This window comes from Kothea flammea (assembly GCF_052161645.1).
In the GTDB taxonomy this organism is placed as follows: Bacteria; Planctomycetota; Planctomycetia; order Pirellulales; family Pirellulaceae; genus Laterigemmans.
This window is the reverse complement of the sequence record NZ_CP197414.1, coordinates 635,311-655,383: the sequence shown is the minus strand read 5'-3', so window position 1 is coordinate 655,383 and position 20,073 is coordinate 635,311. Positions and strand designations below refer to the sequence as shown.

Below are 20,073 nucleotides of genomic sequence, written 5' to 3'. Positions count from 1 at the left end.
GATCGTGCCTTGCGATTACGATCACCTGTCACTGTTCAAGAGAGCCGAGCATGATAATGAGCCCTCGCGCGATGTGTTATCGCGCAATAATTTGCCGCCCGATGATTCTTCGTTGGATGTTGTGTTTGCTGGCTGGATTTGTCTCAGCGGCAAGCGGATGGGAACGCCATCTGCTCGCTCAAGATAGCAGTGCCCAACAATCGTCTAGTGTGCGTCCTCAACCCCGAGCACACGCGCATAACGATTACCAACATCCTCGTCCCCTGATGGATGCTCTAGCGCAAGGATTTTGCAGTGTGGAAGCGGATATTTTCTTGGTAAACGGCGAGCTGCTGGTGGCTCACGAGCCGAGCGAATTATCTCCGCAGCGAACACTCGAGGCTTTATATTTGCAGCCCCTACACGAACGCATCCGCGAGATGGGCGGACGGGTCTATCTGCAAGGCCCCCAGTTCACGTTGCTGATTGATTTCAAATCCGCAGGGGCCGCCACCTATGAAGCCCTAACGAAACAATTGACACGTTACCGAGAAATGCTCGTACCACATGCCGCTGGCCCGCTTGGCACTGACGGCCGCCCCTCCGCCGCGGTGCAAATCATTATCTCTGGGGACCGTCCGATCGCTGCGATTCAAGCCGATCCTGAACGCTTGGTGGGCATTGATGGCCGCTTGAGCGACCTCGATTCACCCCTATCGGCCGACCTCATGCCAATGATCAGTGACCGCTGGCCAACACATTTCCGCTGGCGGGGGCAAGGCGAATTCCCCGCGCAAGAACGCCAGCGTCTGCGGCAGATTGTCGAGCAAGCCCACGCGGCTGGACGTCGCGTAAGATTTTGGGCAACCCCCGAACTGCCCGTTGTTTGGGATGCTTTACTCACCGCGGGTGTCGATCACATTAACACCGACCAGTTGATGGAACTGCGAATGCATTTGAGTAAATAAAAATCGGAAAAAAATGTCGTCTCTCGCTCCATCAAAACTGCGTTTGCTCGACCCTTCGCGAAGCCAAAGCTGACTTTAAAGTACCGCTCAGCGTCAGGGCCTTGCTAGCGGTTGTCAAGCGGGAACAATACAAGTGTCACAACTTAGCATTTACCAGGAGTTTAAATATGGCACACGAAGCAACACTAAAGAATCTGCAAACTGCTTTGGCAATGGAACTGACGGCCACGCATCAATACCAATTGCATGCGGGTGTGCTTGACGACTGGGGGATGGATCGGCTGGCAATGAAAATGCGAGAGGAGATGCAAGAAGAGCTGGGCCATTCCAATGACTTTATGGAAAGAATTATTTTCCTTAAAGGTGATCCCGAGTTGAAACTCGCCAAGATGCCAGCTCGCGCCAACAACTTGGTCGAATTGTTCGAGTCCGATCTCAAAGATGAACGGGAAGCGATTGTGTTTTATGTGCAGGCTTCTCAACAGGCGGCTGCCGATGGTGACATCGGCTCGCGCATGCTGTTCGAACGCATTGCCCTTGATGAGGAAGGGCACATGTCTTGGCTGGACTTGCAATTGGACTTAATCAAACGCATGGGCGAGCCGGCCTATATTTCCAAACACATTTCGGCCCCCGGTGAGGCCGGCGAATAAATCGTCACTCATTTCGCGTGCCGGAGCATCTCGGCCGGATTGGCCAGATGCGCCGGCGCGACTAGGGTTAAGCGATCGCGCAGCGTTGCCTTGCACTGCTGCAGCCAATTGGTTGCTTGCTCCAGCGTCATCTCTTGCCGACGCTGGATTCTTTCCCAACGCAGTTTGGAATCATTCCACAACCAGATCGAATATTTGGGAAGTTCGACAGCGACTGCGGTCCCCTCATCTTTGCGGGGCCGGACGACCGCGTGAGCCGATGGCCCCACCAGCTCGCGGCACATCGAACGCGCTTCGTCAATCGAGACGTCGGTTGCCACCAAACGGGGATCGCACCCTTGCTGGCGTAGTTCCACATCAAATGTTCGCAGTTTTCCAGTAGCCTTGACCATGGTCGTGTGCCTCCTATAGCGTGATATCGGGAAGCAGAATTGCTGTTTCCAATCCATTATTCGCGACCGCCGTGACACCTCTGGTCACAAGTCGAGGAAAAGTTGGGAAGATTTTTTTCAGCATTGCTCTACAATGGGGCCAAGCCTCCCCTCTTTGCCTGCTGCTCCCTAAAAATCCCCGTAACCATCAATGTCAAACGCTTGGGTCCACGACGCCATCTCCCGAATTGAATCCGATTTCAACCGCTCGGCCGATACGCACTTAATTCGCGTCCCCCTGCCCGGCTGCGACGGAATCGATTTTTACCTCAAGGACGAATCGATTCACCCCTCGGGGAGTCTCAAGCACCGCTTGGCTCGCTCGCTGTTTCTCTACGCCATCTGCAACGGCTGGATCAACGAGGGGACGCCCGTGATCGAAGCTTCGTCGGGCAGCACGGCAATCAGCGAAGCCTACTTTGCGAAGCTGCTCGACTTGCCCTTCCACACAGTGATTCCCGCCTCCACTTCGCGGGAGAAAATCCACAAGATTCAATTCCTCGGCGGGCACTGTCACCTCGAACCGGGCGGTGACATGTACCAAGCAGCAGCCGATTTGGCGGCCGAGATGGGCGGGTATTACATGGACCAATTTACGTACGCGGAACGGGCTACCGATTGGCGTGGTAACAACAACATTGCCGAATCGCTGTTCCGGCAAATGCAACGAGAACCTTTTCCAGAACCGACCTGGGTTGTCGTCGGTGCTGGCACGGGCGGGACCTCAGCCACCATCGGCCGCTACATCCGCTACCAAAAACTGAACACCAAACTCTGTGTCGCGGATCCAGAGCGGTCGGTATTTTTTGACTATTTCCACTCCGCGAATCCGAGGCTCCGCAGCGAGCTGCCATCCCGCGTGGAAGGCGTGGGACGGCCGCGGGTGGAACCGTCGTTTATTCCCAGCGTGATTGATCACATGATTCGCGTTCCCGACGCCGCTTCATTTGGTGCGATTCACGCGATTGAACCGCTGCTCGATCGCAAGTGCGGCGGTTCCACCGGCACCAACCTTTGGGCCTCCTTCCAGCTAATTTCAGAAATGCGACAACGAGGCCAGCGTGGCAGCGTGGTGAGCATCATCTGCGACGCTGGCGAACGGTATTTGCAAACTTACTACAACCACGCTTGGCTGGCGCAGGAAGGCATTGAGACAAAGCCTTATTGCCAGTTTGTGCAAGAGTTCCTCGACCTGGGCCACTGGGACGATGATACTTGTCAACAGCTTTGCGCGCTGGCTGACGAATCATGAGGACGATTTCTAGCATCTCCCAGCTAATCACGGCGCATAACCGTTATGCGGTTTTGTCGCTAGCCACCGTTCCCTTGCACGGGATCAGCTAACTGAACTCGGGCCAGATAGATACTCGTCTTGCCTTCGTGTGACGAGTAGTAACTCACCCAAACTTCGCCGCCATGCTCGACCATTCCCGCGTAGCTGGTATCGCCACCACTGGGCAACGCTAGGCATTCGCTCAAATTGCCAGTCTGCGTGTCGATCCAGCACAGCGACGTGCGAACGGATTTATCATACAAACGCACGGCGGCCAGAAATCTGCCGTCGGCGAGCTGTATCATTTGAGGGCCACCGATCTTGACACCCACGTCATGCCATTGCCAATCCGCGTACGGAGGCTGGGCGACCCCCAGCATACCATTGGCAGGAGGGCCATCGCGCCTGAGCAAACAATAGGCGGTGTTATCACTGAAGACAATCGCTGTTTCGTTCGGATACCCCTCGTCCAACAATGACTCGACCACGGTGTCAAACTGTTTGCCATCATCACTTTGATAGAGCCTCAAAGACTTTTCTGGCCCGCATTCGTAACCCATCGAATAAGCTTGTCCGGCGTGCCAAGTAGTTCTCCACAGCCAAAAATTAGGGTCACCGATCTCGGTGGCGGCGGACCATTTAAAGCCATCGTCTGAGAACCAAACCAGCGACTGGTGGGAGTGCTGTGAGCGATCGTGCAGCGCGCCGGCACCGCTGAGCATTAATTGCCCGCTGGGGGTGATCGTGATTTTTGCATCTCGCAAGTCCGCGTCGGTGGATGTCAACAACGCTGCCGACTCCCACTGCTGACCATCGAGGGAGCTGATCACGCGGAGCGCCCCGTCGGGGGAAACATGCCCTTGTCCCTCACGAAAAACACAAAACCAGCGATCTTGAAAACGCACCAAGTCGGTAAATGCATTGTGCGGTGCCTGGTCCCAAATTTTTTGCACCTCAAGAATCTTCGCCTCATCGGCCGCCGGCAAATGATCCGTCAAGCTAAAAATCGCAGCCAAAACGAGCAAAAATCGCATGTTATCACACCTCATTAAAAGGGATTGTCCTTGTTCTCCGCAGGCATCGCTTATTGCAATGCTTGTCCAGATGATACCACACAAGCTTGCTCCTCCGCGGTCAAAGGTTCAATGCGTTCGAGCTGTTGTTGCAACACCTGGAGATCGGCATCGGACGCATCGTCCCCGCGCTCCGCACGCTGCCGCAGGCGTTTCCTTAGCGTATCGGGATCAGCGGTGAAGGCGAGAAGGCGAAATGGCACACCCAACTCCGCAGCCAAGCGACGAAATTGGTCGCGATCTTGGCGGCGGAGAAACGTCGCATCAACCAGCATCGGTACGTTTTGCTCAATACCAAGCCGCGCGATCATTGCCAATCGATCATAAGTTTGCCGCGTGGCTGCGGGACTGTAGAGATCGGCAGGTGGCTCCCCACCGGACTCCTTTTGTTGTCGCTCCGCGGTCTTTGGAGATAACAAGGTATCATTCCGACCAGCAAACAAACGTTTGCGCTCCACGTCGGAACGAACTCGCACGAACCCTTGTTGATCAACGTAACGTTGACTGCCAAAAGTCTTGCCGCTCCCGCTGAGGCCAAAAGTAATCGCCAACATGGGCTTCTGGGGTTCGCTCAGCTCGGCGGCGACTTGGAGGAAATGGCCGACTTCGCGCCAGCACTCACGTTCTTCCGCCACCACTCCTGAATCGTGCTGCTGGGTCGCTCGAATTGCCCCCACTTTTGCTCGCACTAGCGCTCGATAAATTTGATACCAGCGGGTGACTTGCAACCCCTGATAGTCCCCCGTGGCCTCGAAATAGCTGTTCGCGAATCGATGGGCGATCGCGTGATAACCATGGGCATGCAGGTCCATGATGGTGAATGATGCATCGGATTGAATATCAATCCACCGCAGGCGCTCACTGAACTCAATCCCATCGAAAGGGATCAATTCGTCATCCCAAAGCACCACGTTTTCCAAGTGCAAATCACCGTGGCAAGCTCGCACGAAGCCAGCTTCCCGCCGCTGCTTAAAAACCTCACGAAGCGACTGGTCGAGCTGATGTTGCCATCGGCTGATACGCTCTAGATCATTTTGCAAGCTTGTTGGCAGTTGGGAACACGTGGTCAAATATTCGATATTATCAAACTGATCTTCATAAACGATATCAGCATCCCCCCAGTTTGCCGCTGCGTGGACGGCTTCCGCGCGACGATGAAAATCGGCCAGATGCGTGGCAAATTGATCGATTTGCTCCGGAGTCACCTCCTGTTCCGCCAGCTGGCTCGCTAGCAGCGCACCATCTGGAAAAGCCTGCATCTGCACAGCGACATCGATCGTACCGGGGGGCAAGTCATTCAGATCGGGCGGACTTGAAGCAGTTGCACCGAGGCCAAAAATTGGTTTGACGACCAGCCCCTCGGTTGTCCGCCGAATCGCCACAACGGCTTGATACAACTTGCTCGCGTAACGTTGATTCAAACTCAATTCAGCCAGACAAGCCTCAAGACGCTGAGCGAGCGAGCGATAATCGAGAAATGGATTTTTCAGCGGCTTTTTTATCTTCAGAGCAATTTCAGGAGTCACCAGAACCCAGGAGATATGAGTTTCATGCAACTGGACACAGTCCTCCTGAGATCCATTCGGCGGGTGGGGATCATCAAGACTACGTGGCTTGCTGGGCTGGTGCGGCTTGGTGGGCTGGTCTTGGCCAAGCGATTGGTGGTTGGCCTGGCCGGGCAAATCGGTTTGGCCATTTAAATATTGGTTATGTAAATAATCGCGAAGTTCATCAATCATACGGCGGGGGGTCCTCCCGGAAGGTTGGCGAAAAACGCCTCGGATGCGCTGGATCATCAGCTATTGTAGAGATATTATCGGCACAAATTACTTTACTCAAAGAGTCGACCACCAAATATGCTTGCTGCCTGCCACCACCGACTCCTCTCCGCCTTAGCCTTGATCACGGTGGCATTCGTCCTGCAAGTGCCCGGAATCGCCCAACAAGACAGTGCTTCACAAGAAACCAGTGCGGCCTCTGCTGATGCGGAAGCCAAAGATGCCGCAACAGTTCCTGAAGAAGAGTCGCTGGCCCCGACGCCGCCGACATTACCATCGTTGTCAGAGATTGAGGAAACATTAGCGGCCTTCGGCAAGGATGAAAGTCTGAGCGAGGAGGAACGAGCGGCGATCGTAAAACAATACGAAGCTGCCCGCACTCAATTGCAACAACTAAAGGCTGACGAGGAACTGCTGGAAAAATTAACAGCCAATGCGGAAACAGCAGCCGAGCGACGCCAGACAATGGTGGAAGCAAACAAGAATGCGATCGACCTTGAGCTATCCTCGTTTGATGATAAGACCGCTTTCGAAGAGCTGCAAACACTAAAAAGCGAGACCGAAGAGCGACTTGAAACGCTAACGCAGCGTGCAGCCACGATCGAAGAGACCATCCGTGTGCGGAGTGAGGAAACCAAGCTGTTGCCGCAACGAATCGCCGATCTGCAGAAACAGATCAGCGATTTGCAGAGCACACCGGTGACCGCTCCCGAAGATGCCAACCAAGCTTTGGTCCAGTCTCAAAAGCTGGCCCAAGCCGCTCAGTTGCGAGCCAGCCAAACCGCTTTGGCGCTCAGCCAGCAAAAGAAACGTAGCTACGAAGCAGAAGCCCCGCTGCTGGCCCTCAGCCAAGAGCGACTGCAAGAGACGATTGAGTTGGTCAAGCAGCGACTCGGCGCGCTGTCGCAAACTCTCAGCCAGCAAAAGAAGGAGATTGTGCAGCGGCAAATCAGGGAGGTCCGTGACTTAGTCGCTGACCAGCCTTCGCCTGCGGGCTATCAAGACAACTTTCAAACAACATTTTTGGAACTCATTAAAAAGTGGCCTGAATTAGTTGACGCTAGCCAACGGTTGGAAGCACAACTGCTGAAACAACGCGAAGTTAATCAGAAGCTCGAAGCGGACTTTGCCAACACCTCCAGCAATGTCGAAACCGATTTAAAGACAGGTCGCGGGCTCAGTCGGGGCGTGGGAATGCTGCTGCAGATCAAAAAAAGTGAGCTACCGGATTCAACAAAGCTCTATGACGCACAAACAAAGCTCACGGTGGAGTTGGAGGAGGTTCAGGAGACGCTCACCTTAATCCGCATGCTGCGAGACGAACTACCCGAACCGCAGAAACTTAGCGATGCTTCGGCAACGACGCTTGCCGCAAAACAGAAGAGCATCTTGCAGCAATTTGCCAGCGATGCGGAGCGGCTACTTGAGTCCACGCTAATTCCTTACAGCGTCACCTTGAGTTCGTTAATTAATACGACCATTGAGTATGAAACGTTGATCGATGAGCATCTACTGTGGGTGCGCGATCAAAGATCGCTAAGCATGAGTGATCTGCCAATGGCTTGGCAAGCGGCCGTTGATTTATTCCGTCTAGAGCATCTACGGGAATTATACGCCGCGGTGCGACTGTTCTTGAGCCGCCAAACTGTGCTAGTCGGCGTTTGGTTACTCGCCCTAACATTGCTGTTTGCTGCCCGCCCGTGGTTTTCGCGAGCGATCTCGCGGCAAGCGGAGGAGACTCGCAAGCAGACCGCTTTGAACATGCGGCCAACCTTCGACGCCATGTTGGCAATCGTCATGTTATCGTTGCCTTTCTCATTGGCGGTTGGCATGCCGGGGCAGATGCTAAAGTATTCGGGCTCCGAAGACAGCATTGTACTGGCCTTTGGCGAGGCGTTGTCGATGGTGGCAGCCATGATTTTGCCACTAGAGTTTTTGCGTCAATTCATTCGCCCTTGCGGAGTGGCCATGGCGCACTTCAATTGGCCTCCAAGCGCCACCAAACCAATGCGCTCGATTGTGTTTTGGATGGAATTGGGAGTCCTGCCGCTGATTTTTCTGTGGCGGTTACTATCAGTCTCAGACCCTGTACGGAGCGGAGCGGGTACCAGCAGTTTAGCGCGGCTAATCTTCATGGCGTTGACGATCATTGCCAGCTTATTGCTGTGGCGTTTAGCCCACCCGCGTCGTGGTGCAATGGTCGTCTTGATCGCGGAGAATCCCGGTGGCTGGATAGACAAGTTGCGATGGGTCTGGCATCCCGCCATCGTCGCAGTGCCGCTGGGGCTGGCTGTGTTGACATTCCTGGGCTACACCTACTCAGCCAATCAACTGGCCTTTCGGCTCTACAGCACGATTTGGTTGTTTATATTGATTTCCGCCCTCTTCGGACTCGCGATGCGATGGTTAACCGTCTCGCGACGGCGGTTGTTACTAAAGCAACTTAAGGAACGTGGGGCCAACAAAGAGGGGTCAACTCCCACGTCTGGCGCTCCCATCGAAGTGACTGACGACAAACAGGCCGACATCTCCATCATCAACGAACAGACTCGCCGCCTGATCGTGGCATCCATGTTCTTTGGAATTCTGCTAGGCTTGTATTGGATCTGGAATCCCGTCTTGCCAGCGCTTGGTTTTCTACAACGTTTTGAATTGTGGACTCTTACGGCAGCAGATGGCACAACTGACATTGTGACTTTGGCAAACATTCTAGCCGCGCTACCAATACTAATTTTGACAGTCATCTTAGTACGAAACGCGCCCGGCTTGTTGGAAACAGCCCTCCTGCAACGCCTGCCGCTGGAAAATGCTGTCCGCTACGCCATCACCACCCTCACCAGTTACGCTATTGCCGGCATCGGTTTAGTCATAACGGCCAGCACGCTGGGGCTCCGTTGGGACAGCATTCAGTGGCTGGTGGCTGGCCTCGGCGTGGGACTCGGCTTTGGCCTCCAAGAAATCTTCGCCAACTTCATTAGCGGCGTTATCTTGCTATTTGAACAACCGATCCGCGTTGGCGATATCGTGACCCTGGACGGCACCACCGGAGTCGTCTCCCGCATTCGGATGCGAGCGACCACGATTACCAACTGGGACAGACAAGAATTTGTCATCCCCAACCGCGATTTTATCACCGGACGCTTCGTTAATTGGACACTCACCGACACCACCAACCGAGTCGTCATCGAAGTCGGTATTGCTTATGGTGCCGACACCCGGGAAGCGTGTCAAATTCTGGAAGCAATCTGTCGAGAACATCCAGCAGTGCTGCGCGACCCGAGTGCGATCATCACATTCGAAGGCTTCGGTGACTCGACATTGAATTTAGTACTGCGATGCTACCTTGCGAACTTAGATGGCCGGCTGAAAGTGATTCACGAAATGCATACGATGATCAACGATCGCTTCAAAGTGGCGGGAATTGAAATTGCCTTTCCGCAACGCGACCTCCATGTGCGGTCTCTGCCAGAGGGATTTCCAGCTGTCGCCAATGTTCCTCAAGCCAATGATGGCCGGTCCAATGCTCCCCAAGGTCCACAGCCTTCGTCACCTCCTCTGGCTTAGCGGCAACTTGTCGCGTCAGAGGTTGCCGGATTGCCAAACCCTCGGCAGCGGGTACCAAACGGCTGTTGCGTTCGCGAACGAAATGTTTGCTCCAACGGCGGTTGGCCGAACGCAACAAGGAATTGCCATGCCCAAAACAAACGCACTCAAAGGGATGTTGCCCCAACTCACATAACGTCTGTTTCGCTCGCTCAAAGTCTTCATAGGCAATCGAGTAGCTGGGCCCCCACATGCAAGCGGCCACGTCACCGGCAAACAATACTCCTCCCTTGCCGTGCCACAAAAAGCAGACATGCCCGCGAGTGTGCCCGGGGGAATGAATCACGGAGATCCCCCCAGCGATTGGCAAGCACTGCGTGTCATACACTTCACGATCAACGCGAGCCGGTTCGATACGAGGGGAGGCGTTGCGCACAAAACCGTAAAACAACAACTTGTTGTGCAAACCGGGCGATGCCTTTAAAGGGCGATCGGGCGACATCGAAATGCCTTTGCGAACCAATGCAGCATCTTCGGCATGCATGTAGGTCGTTGCTTGCGGAGCCAAGCTTTGGACCGCAGCCAATGAACCGGCATGATCTGGATGGCAATGAGTAATCAGGACGTGACGCAGGTCTTGCCAGCCAAACCCGAGTGAACTGAGGGCATCGCCCAGCTTTCCCGTATGCCCCGGATAGCCGCAGTCAACCAACGTCAGGTGTCCAGCCCGCGCGATTAAAAACGCGTTGACCACACCCAAACGAATGCGATAGACGTCCTCGACAACACGCTCAATACGTTTCACTTTGATCCCAAGTGCTGGAGAAAAAACTCCGTCTGACGATCAATATAACCTGGTAGCCGCCACAGACGGGCATGCTGCGCGCCCTCGAGTCCCCACGTCTCAATGTGAGCATGCTGTTCGGCCGCACGAACGTACTGCTGAAAATGCTCAACCCGAATCATCGTATCGTCGGCCGAGTGCACCAACAGCGTCGGGCACTTGACATGTTCCAGTAAAGTCACTGGTTGCACATCCGCAAAACTCTCGCCACAAAGCTGCTGCAACCAAAAACGAACGGGGGGCAGCAATATGCCGGGCACTCCAAAATGACTGAGAAAGTCAGCGACGGCCTGATCGGCGCGGGCGAAAGCCGAGTCAGTCCACAGCGCTGAGATTAGGCTCCCCTCGGGCCCAGCGGCTGCGATCAAAGCGGCTGCCCCACCCATGCTTTCCGCTCGAATGCCAATCCGCGACGGGTCGATTTTCAATTCGCCAGTGGTTAACTGGTCGCGAATGAAGGTCAAAGCGGCCCGCACGTCATTTGCCTCCCTCAACCCCAATGTGACTCGCCCCCGATCACCCGAGTCACCGTGATTACGAAAATCGACTAACAACACGTGAAATCCCGCCTTGACCAGCGACTCAGCCCCCTGGTCGAACATCGAGCCGCGATAATTTGTCGATTCATCCAGCCAAACCTTGCTGCGGGAACTACCAAACCCGTGCAGCATCAAAACGATCGCCCCCTGCTGAAATCGCTCGCCCTGCGGGTCGGCAGGCAACAACCAACCAGCCAACTCCAGAGACTGCTCCGCCTCCGCCAGGCCAGCTTCCTGATCGAAGGTCGGCACCGGAATCATAACGTCCAGCGATTGCAAGCCGCGATCTGCGGGCGTCTCCAAGGGGCTTAAATCATGATGATTCCGCGTCATGTAATCGTAGGCGATGGCAAAACCTAGCCCTTGCCAAACCGATAGCAGGCAGGCGACCGCCACGAGCACTCTCCACAGCCAACGCCGACGGCTGACACCACCCCCGGTAACTGCCTCTCCAGCATCAACCTGTCCAGCTCTTACCCGCGACGGGTTAGAAGTATTGGAATCCAACCCTGTGGAATCCGACGAGCCTACCATTGGCGCCCCCCCCTCCGGATGCTGCTAGCTCGCGCACCGTGCCGAACCGAAAGAACCCTAGAATACCAGACGCCAGGGGCCACGATCTAGGTGAAGCCTTCCAAACGATCACGATCGAGCCGAATATCGACAAGTTTTCACTTTCCCCGGCCTGACCGACAAAATTTCTTCAAATTATCGCCGTTTTCCAAACGCTGCTTAACAGATTACCGCTTCGTTCAATGAGGGCAAACAGCGTTGAGGGGGGCAAGCGGCGTTGAGCGGCTCCCAGCCGATCGCTCCACAATCTGCCTGGATAGACAAATCCAAGGAACGAACGGTGTTTTAGTATTTCAAACGATTGAGACAATCGTTCTACATTTTAAACGATTGAGACTGTTGATGAACGCGAATGCCTTCGACCAACAAGGTGAACTCAACCAAACCGTCGGCTGGAACGCAGCAAACAGCGGTACCCAAGGTGATTCATCGGCCAAACGTCCCATCGATGGACGCTATCAAGTGCTGGAGCGACTTGGTGCTGGCGGTATGGCTACCGTCTTCCGTGCTCGCGATCTTCAGAAAGATCGTGATGTCGCTATCAAGTTTATGAAGACCGATCTCGGCGGATCCGCGCGAAGACGATTCATGCGGGAGTTCAACACGATCTCCAGCATCAATCATCCCTGCTGCCTGCCAGTTTTCGATATTGGCGAAACCGAAGACGCACCCTATTTCACGATGGAGATGCACCCCGGACAATCGGTCTCCGGAGTCATGGGAAAGTCGGCTGAGGAAGTGGCCCACGTGCTGATCGATCTCACCCTAGCAATCGACTTTATCCACTCGCAAGGAATCGTTCACCGCGATATCAAACCGTCCAACGTCATGGTCCAACAAACCATGCATGACGGAGCCCCTCGATTTCATGCAAAGCTGGCCGATTTTGGACTGGCCAAATTTTTCCATCTGGACTCATCGCTGACCGCTGAAAAAGGCCTCGTCGGCACACCACCCTACTGTGCCCCCGAACAAATCGAAAGCCGCAGGATCGATCACCGAGCCGACCTCTACTGCCTGGGGATCCTGGCCTACGAGCTACTCTCCGGCGGCTACCATCCGTTTGCCGAAGCACGCGCGCAAGGTATCAACGCCGTCCTCCACGCTCAACTGTCCGTGACCCAAGATCCACTCACATATCACAACCCACGTATACCGAAGTCGCTTAGCGAGTTGGTTGACAAGTACCTGGCCAAAGATCCCGAGCGTCGACCTCCCTCGGCACAGGTGCTCCGTCAGGCCCTCTGTGACGCGTTCAAGATCACTGTCGACGAAGGCCTGGAACGCAAAAGCACCCCCGGAGATATTCAAATCAACACCTTCGGCTTTGTTTGTCGCAAAAACGAACTCGAACAGATCGATGACTATCTTCAAGGTGTCATCCACCATGATACGAATAGCTCGTCCAAGGATTCGCTAACCGCACTGGTCTTCACCGGCGACCCTGGGATTGGCAAGACCAGCATCGTCGAGGAAGCGTCGCGGAAAGCGTTATCTTTGGGCTTTCGGATTTACGAGGGACGTTGTTTTGACGGGGATCTTTCCTCATTTCATCCGTTCGTCGCCATCATTCGTCAAATCCTCTCGGGTCTGAGGCAAACCACTGGATCAGCCGAACAGACGACGATGTTTGCCCCCGACACGATCGCGACAAGTGATAAGGTGACGATCGAACAGATCCTGCACAGCTATCGCCAAGAGTTACTGAGAATAGCCCCCGAACTTCGTCGCTTTCTCCACGGCGATGTCCAGCAACAGCCGATGCCCGGAGATGGTCAGTATATCTATCGAGCCCTTTCCAGCATGTTTATCGAGCTCAGCCAAGTGCGGCGACTATGTCTTTGCTTGGACGATCTCCAGTGGGCTGACCAATCGTCGTTAACGCTGCTGAAGTATTTAACGTTGGCGATCAGTTCCAACCGTGGCGAACAAGCAGGCAACGGAAAATCACCCCAGCTGGCAATACTTTGCACGGGCCGCACTGGCTATCCAGCTTTCTCCGATTTTCTCAAACGCGAGCAGAAACAATCGCACCTGGGTTGCGTTGAACTGAAACCTTTTGAATTCGGCGAAACCAAACTGATCACCTCGCTGCGGCTGGGATGTCATGCGGGACAACTGGATGATGATTTGGTGCGTTCGATCGACACGGTTTGTCGAGGCAACCCATTCTTCATCTCGGAAACGGTGCGTGAGTGGCGGACGCGAGATCGGATCGTTCGTTCGCACGAGACTTGGAAGCTGAGCAGCGATACGCTGGACGATTCGTCGCTCCCCAGCACCGTCCGCAGCGCCTTGGGCGCACGACTGGGCGAGCTCTCCGAAACAGCCAACACGCTTATAGCAGTCGCCGCCGTCATCGGTCGCGTGGTCGATCTCGATTTATTGGCTCAGGTACTCAGCAACGTGCCGGAACACGTGCTCCTGGATGGCGTCGACGAATTGTTATCGAAACGAGTCTTCGTGGAGATGGCGACGGCTAGTCGAGTCGAGTTTGGGCACGATTTATTGAGGGAGCTGGCGTTAAGCGACATGAGTGCCAGTCGCCGGCGAGCCATCCACCGCTCGATCGCATCGGCCCTGGAAGAGAACGGTAAGCAAGAATCGTCACGAGTCCCGGCAGCCACGCTGGCGATGCACTACTTGGCGGGTGAACAACGTCAACAAGCGTTTGAATATTTACTGAAAGCGGCCGAAGATGCGGTCACTGCGGGAGCTTTCGAAAACGCGCTGAAGTATTTGACGAGCGCCGAAGAGCAAACACAGTATGAGTCGTTTGAGAAGAACTATTATCGACTGCACTCCCAACTTTGTCTAGTAAACATCGCCCTCAAGCGACTGGATGAAGGAGAGAGATACGGCCGCTTAGCCGCAGATGAAGCGGAAACAAGGATAGAGAAAGGTCGTTACCTAGGAGAAGTCGCCTGGATCAAACAGCAGCAAGCAAAGCTTGATGAAGCATCGGACCTATACGACCAGTCACTTTCTTACCTGGGATACAAGCGTCGCAAATCGAGGCTGGGAATGATATTAAACATCCTTGAATACCACATACACCTTCATTTCACTCCAGCAACTCTTTTTTACAAGATCAAGCGGGATATCACTCAAGAATCTGTCGTAATTGCCATTTCGGTCTTAAGCCGTTATAGCTACATACTGATTCCCAAAAGCTTGCTTGAGGGAGCCCAAGCCACAGCTTTTGAAGTTGCTAGCGGCACTAAAAGCAGAAGCGCAGAAACGAGATGCCTTGCGTTACAGTTTTATGCAATGAATTACGCCAACATAGGTATGGGATTTGTCGCCCGGCGATACTTGAATAAAGGCCAGAAATTACTAGATGAAATGGCCGACGAATCCATGACTTCTGAACATACATTTGCGTTTTCGAAAGCTGGCGCCGCATTTTATTTTTTAGGCGAGCTAGACAAAGCAGAAAATCTTTTAAGACGCAACATTAATGCTTTACGATTTCGCAGAGATCATTTTCTTGGGCTAGCCAATCATATGTTGCGACACGTCCAATCAATTCGCGGCGATGTGAAATCCATTATCGCAGCAGCGCAGGAGGAGATGAAAGTAGGATCAAGCACTCAAGATACCGAAACAATCGGATACGCGCACTATGGATTATGTCACGGATTCGCCCTCAGCGGAGAATTTGAGTCAGCTATGAGGTCAGCTGACGAAAGCATTCGACTTTTAAAACAAAACGGCTCTGTATTTCTTGCAATCGCATTAATGGAACGAGGATTCCTTTACATACAAATGTCTAACTGCTTTGCAGCCAGTGCTGATCTTCGTAATGGAATTACTACTGCGAAGAACTATGGAATTTATTTTGAACTCGTAGTTGCCCTCTTCCCCCGTATCATCGAAGCGTTAATAGGACCGAATTGGGTCAACGGTGCCAAGGCTCCTGGTGTGAATCTTCGTGAGGCGAGGCGATATACGCTGCGGGCTCGGTTCTTTGGTCGCATCTTCCCGAATGTGCGACCTCACGTATTGCGGTCGATGGGGCGGTATTTCTACGCCAGAGGCAAGCCACAAAAGGCTCGGCGTTTTTTTGAGCAAGCGGTCGCCGCAGCGGAGAAGTTGGGAGCACGCTTCGACCACGCCCGAGCGCTGGATGACCTGGGAAGAGCCTTTCCCGAGCTAAAAGACAACCGCATCAAGGCTCGCCAAATCTTGGCTGAAATCGGAGCCGTCATGCCCGCCACGGAATGCACCGACTACGATGGCCCACCAATCGCCTCGAGGAACGATCAGAACCGCGAAGCCGACCGTACGCAGCCAGACTCTCGCCAACCGAGCCGATAGCTCCGCAAATGTTGCGGTGGAGAATCTGCTTTGACGGACTTCATCTTGGAGTCCCTCTATCAACCACTCGTAGTGCCTTGGGTCGTGGGACAGTTTTTGTTTATTCGTGTCTTTGTTCCGCTGCGGGGATCACGCTGTGAAGTTCATCCAACAGCGTGAGTGCCGATTGACGAAGTTGCCGCTGCCCCGGGTCTGCGATCGACAAGTCATACAGGGCCCTTGCCTTGTCGTAATGCGCTCCGAGCTTTTCTGCTTCTGCGATTGCTCTACCAAAACATTTACGAGCCCGATTGATCTTCCCCTGGGCAAAATGGAGCCGTCCACGGATTCGCCATGTGTGAGGCCGAATGTTGGGAAATAGTAAACTGAACAACCTCGCGCGCCGCACATAACGACCGGCCGAGCGGATCGTCTTCTTTGAGAGATGCCCGAAGACACACCATTCGGGGCCGAGGATCGCCTCTCCGAGTCTCGGAAAAAGGGGCATATGGATTTCGAAATAGTGCAAGTAGCGGTTCATGATTGCAAGCGCCGCCTGGAGCGATTCGACCGCCTCCTCGTAGCGTGAAGCCTGCATCAACGCAAACCCATACTCCATGCGTGCGAGGGCAAGGAATGCACTATCGGTTTGAGCAAGTAACTGGATCGATTTTTCGCCTGCCTCGACCGCTCGATCGAACTGGCCATTCAACGCTAGACCGTGTGCGATCCCGTAGTGCCCGTACGCCATCAGTTCGTTATCCCGCGTCTTCTTGGCAACAGCTAGTTCCTTTTCCGCGACATCAATAATTTCATCGGATCGACCGCGAACCGATTTAATGTGAACCAACCAGTGGTAGGCCAGCGACAAATGATGATCTCCGCAGCGGTCAAGCACAACAATCGCATCCATGACTTCTCGTTCGGCCTCGTCCAAGCGACCGGCGAACAGCAAGCAGGCACTGACACTGGTTCGCCCCGAGGCCGCGATCTCTGGACGCGATGCGTCCTTGGCAGCTTGGGTTGCTTGCTTAGCATACCGTAGTGAAAGCAAGGTGACACCTGAGAACCCTAAGTTCAATCCATATTTGGCTAATGCCTGACATTTCGCATTTGGGCTCGACGTGAGTCGTGAAGTCACCGCGTTGAGCGTGCAAAGCTGTAAGTATACGAACAAATTTCGCGAACCCATTAGGTACGCAAAGTCAAAATAGGCCAAACACAGCAGTTCAGTGACACGATCGTCAGAAGTACGTCGACGCAAATAGAACTTCAAAATTGGTAACGGAACAAGATGGAACAAAAACAAATTCAGCTGAATCGACAAGATTACAAATGGTATTTGTTTAGCACGCTTAGCTCCCAGGCAAGTCAAAGCTTCATCATATAGCTTCATTGCTTCGCGCGAATCTCCTTGTTTTTGATGGTACCATGCGAGACGAGCAATAACCTCGCCGACCTCAAAATTGCTTGTGGCAAATGTTTGTGCCGAGCGGGCCGCAAGGATTGCTTTACCTAACTGCTCACAACCCGAATGGGCTTCGGCTAATAGATTGTATAACCTCAATTTTGCTTGGCTGTTCAAGTCCTGAGGCTGTGACTCCTCGGCACGCCGCAAATGCTCGAGCGCGTCCGCAAAGGCGTAGGCGTTCATGGCGTCTGCGCCCGCTTTCATGGAGTACTCAAATGCTTTAGCAGGCACCTCGCCAGCCTGAAAATGCATCGCTAACAGTGCGTTGGGGGCGAATTTTGTGGTTGGCGCAAGCCTAGCTTCGATAGCCTCAGCAATCCGGCGATGGATCGATCTGCGGCGAGTGCTGGCGATTTCGGAAAAGACCATTTCACGCATGAGATCATGGCTAAATTCTAGACGGCTGGCCGCATGCGTCTCGACAAAAATTCGCTTGGTCAACAGTTCGTCAATGCCATCCAACAAGCCACTCTCGCTAACGTCCGACAAGACTTCGCTCAGCAAATCCAGATCAATAATACGTCCCATCGCCGCAGCGACGGGTAGAATCGCTCTCGTCGCCTCAGACAATTCCGCCATACGCCCACGCAGCGCGCTTCGCACGCTCGTTGGCAGTGAGGAATCGTCATGAGATTGGTTGAGCAATTGCCAGCCGTCAGGAGTGCGGGCGATAACTCCATTAGCGTGCCACTCGCGCACCGTCTCGGAAATAAAAAAGGGATTGCCATGGCAGAGTTTGTCAATCGTTTCGACCAGCGAGTTCTCCACTTGACCTGGCAAACAACCAAGTCGGAGAGCCAGCATTTGCCGAGTCTCCTCGCGTCCAAAGACAGCAACGTCGATGACATGAAATTGCGAGTGAATCTCGGCTTTTGCTAGGAACGCGTCCAGTCGCTCATATCCAGACCGTCCGGTGCAGACGAGCACGAGGGCTGAAGGTTTTAGGCCGGTTGGCTGGCGCTCTTGCGATAGATCATTGTGACTCGATTGCCGACGAAGTGTCACCGCGAGATGCTGTAACAATGCTAGTGATGACTGATCGGCCCACTGAACATCGTCGAAACAAAGACATAGCGGACGCACTTGACTGATTTCAATGAGCATTGTCGCCAGCGCGCGAACAATATAGTCGGAGTCGTTGCGAAAAGCCGGTTGCTGGGCTTCGGCTTGCAGCCAGCGCCGGAGCTCGGGGGCGATTCTCAGCAATTCCTGTTGATAATCCAGGAGGATTTTTTCTATTTGGTTATTTTCATTGACATGGCGAGTGATACCTTCAACGAGCATGGTGCTATCATCGACTGTATGAGTTTTTCTTCTCAGGCCGATGAATATCTGTCGAATGATTTCCACAAAGGGCTGGAAAGCCGAAGCATTTCCATCAAAACAACGCCCTTCATAGACGCGGCAACCTGACCCGATGGCGCGGCGCGCTATTTCCTGCATGATGCTAGACTTGCCGGCGCCAGGTTCGCCGGAAATCACCAGCAGGGTAGATTGTTCTTCGGCCGAGGCCTGAGCGTTTGCTTCGTTTGCGTGCAGATTTGCCCTTAGGAATTGCCTCGCGATCTCGAGTTCCGCGTCGCGACACACAAACCCCAACGCGTTCAAGTGAACAGCGGAGGGAGTGCTCATTTGTTCCAAGCGAGCTTCGACTACGATTCCGTAGTCGTCAACCAATGCTTTTCGCAATAAGCCGGCTGACGCGGGCCGCTTTTCAACATCCTTTTCGAGGTAAGCAGCAACGATCTTCGCCAACTTCTCGCGGAGGGGATATTTTTCGTTGATCAGTGGAGGCGGCATGCTGGACAACTGAGCTTGCAGTAACGCCGACACCCCGTTCTCTCGTTGCTGTGCAAAGGGGTGTACGCCACCCGATAACAACTCGTAGGCAAGCACCCCGAGCGCGTACAAATCGACGCGGTGATCGACCTGGCCGCCCTCGATCTGTTCAGGAGCACAGTACGCGGGTGTACCAACCAAGCCACGTTCGGCTGTCAGCGACGAATCCAACTGGAAAAACTTGGCCAATCCGAAATCGGCCAATTTCGCGGTGATCCGGCGGTCTGAATCACCACCTGTGCCTTGCACTAAGATATTCGAAGGTTTTATATCGCGATGCACGATCCCTTGAGAGTGAATGTAGTCGATCGCCAGAGTGACGTCGATTAACATTGCAGCGATATCGCCGGGCGCTTCGCCGAAGACGGTGGTTACTGACTGCCCCGGATGAAGCTCCATGGTAAAGTACGGTGCTTCATGGGTTTCGCCGATCTCAAAAACGCGTAAACAGCAGGGATGATCAATTCCAGCAATCGTGTTGAATTCGCGAAAGAAACGACGACGCGCGGTGCCGCCGAGATCCGAATTCATGAATTTAATCGCCACATCGCAATCACGCTGCAAGTCACGAGCGCGATGCACCGTCGCCATGCCGCCGCTGCCCAAGCGTTCCAGCAACTTATAGCGACCGCCAATTGGCCGCGCGTCTCCTGAAGTGGCTTCTGTCGATTTCGTTAATGGCTGCAGTGTTTCCGTGCGGACATCTTCACCATCCCGTTTTTCAATTGAAATCATCAGCGAATTTCCGAAAGCAGACCACGAGACTACGGTGCCAAACACATTCCTCCGTTAAACGCGCATTCCGGTGAG

Annotated in this window: 10 protein-coding genes and 1 pseudogene; 5 read left to right on the top strand and 6 right to left on the bottom strand. The window is 53.9% G+C overall.

Annotated features, from left to right (window positions below; genetic code table 11):
* Positions 1 to 101: 101 nt before the first annotated feature.
* The gene (locus SH139x_RS02205; RefSeq protein ID WP_488353654.1) at positions 102 to 947 is read left to right on the top strand and encodes a phosphatidylinositol-specific phospholipase C/glycerophosphodiester phosphodiesterase family protein; all 846 of its coding nucleotides are present in this window, start codon (positions 102 to 104) and stop codon (positions 945 to 947) included.
* 167 nt (positions 948 to 1,114) lie between these two features.
* Complete coding sequence (locus SH139x_RS02200; RefSeq protein WP_488353653.1) at positions 1,115 to 1,600, top strand: bacterioferritin; 486 nt, start codon at positions 1,115 to 1,117, stop codon at positions 1,598 to 1,600.
* Between the two features lie 8 nt (positions 1,601 to 1,608).
* Here the strand turns inward: SH139x_RS02200 and SH139x_RS02195 are convergent, their stop codons facing one another.
* Complete coding sequence (locus SH139x_RS02195) at positions 1,609 to 1,992, bottom strand: hypothetical protein (RefSeq protein ID WP_488353652.1); 384 nt, start codon at positions 1,990 to 1,992, stop codon at positions 1,609 to 1,611.
* Between the two features lie 190 nt (positions 1,993 to 2,182).
* On the opposite strand from SH139x_RS02195, the gene SH139x_RS02190 reads away from it, so the two are divergent.
* Positions 2,183 to 3,283: a PLP-dependent cysteine synthase family protein gene (locus SH139x_RS02190; protein WP_488353651.1), complete on the top strand. Its 1,101-nt coding sequence runs from the start codon at positions 2,183 to 2,185 to the stop codon at positions 3,281 to 3,283.
* A gap of 59 nt (positions 3,284 to 3,342) precedes the next feature.
* On the opposite strand, the gene SH139x_RS02185 is transcribed toward SH139x_RS02190, so the two are convergent.
* Entirely contained in the window at positions 3,343 to 4,338 is a 996-nt protein-coding gene (locus tag SH139x_RS02185) for an exo-alpha-sialidase (protein WP_488353650.1), read from the bottom strand.
* 50 nt (positions 4,339 to 4,388) lie between these two features.
* Positions 4,389 to 6,116: a bifunctional aminoglycoside phosphotransferase/ATP-binding protein gene (locus SH139x_RS02180; RefSeq protein ID WP_488353649.1), complete on the bottom strand. Its 1,728-nt coding sequence runs from the start codon at positions 6,114 to 6,116 to the stop codon at positions 4,389 to 4,391.
* Positions 6,117 to 6,233: 117 nt separating this feature from the next.
* Between SH139x_RS02180 and SH139x_RS02175 the strand changes: the two genes are divergently transcribed.
* Complete coding sequence (locus SH139x_RS02175; RefSeq protein ID WP_488353648.1) at positions 6,234 to 9,719, top strand: mechanosensitive ion channel domain-containing protein; 3,486 nt, start codon at positions 6,234 to 6,236, stop codon at positions 9,717 to 9,719.
* Between the two features lie 250 nt (positions 9,720 to 9,969).
* Here the strand turns inward: SH139x_RS02175 and SH139x_RS02170 are convergent.
* Positions 9,970 to 10,452, bottom strand: a pseudogene (locus SH139x_RS02170) (MBL fold metallo-hydrolase); the annotation flags it as partial.
* Positions 10,453 to 10,499: 47 nt separating this feature from the next.
* The gene (locus SH139x_RS02165) at positions 10,500 to 11,615 is read right to left on the bottom strand and encodes an alpha/beta hydrolase (protein WP_488353647.1); all 1,116 of its coding nucleotides are present in this window, start codon (positions 11,613 to 11,615) and stop codon (positions 10,500 to 10,502) included.
* Between the two features lie 381 nt (positions 11,616 to 11,996).
* On the opposite strand from SH139x_RS02165, the gene SH139x_RS02160 reads away from it, so the two are divergent.
* The gene (locus SH139x_RS02160) at positions 11,997 to 15,974 is read left to right on the top strand and encodes a protein kinase domain-containing protein (RefSeq protein ID WP_488353646.1); all 3,978 of its coding nucleotides are present in this window, start codon (positions 11,997 to 11,999) and stop codon (positions 15,972 to 15,974) included.
* Between the two features lie 100 nt (positions 15,975 to 16,074).
* Here SH139x_RS02160 and SH139x_RS02155 read toward each other — a convergent pair whose 3' ends face one another.
* Complete coding sequence (locus SH139x_RS02155; RefSeq protein WP_488353645.1) at positions 16,075 to 19,998, bottom strand: protein kinase domain-containing protein; 3,924 nt, start codon at positions 19,996 to 19,998, stop codon at positions 16,075 to 16,077.
* Positions 19,999 to 20,073: the final 75 nt, after the last annotated feature.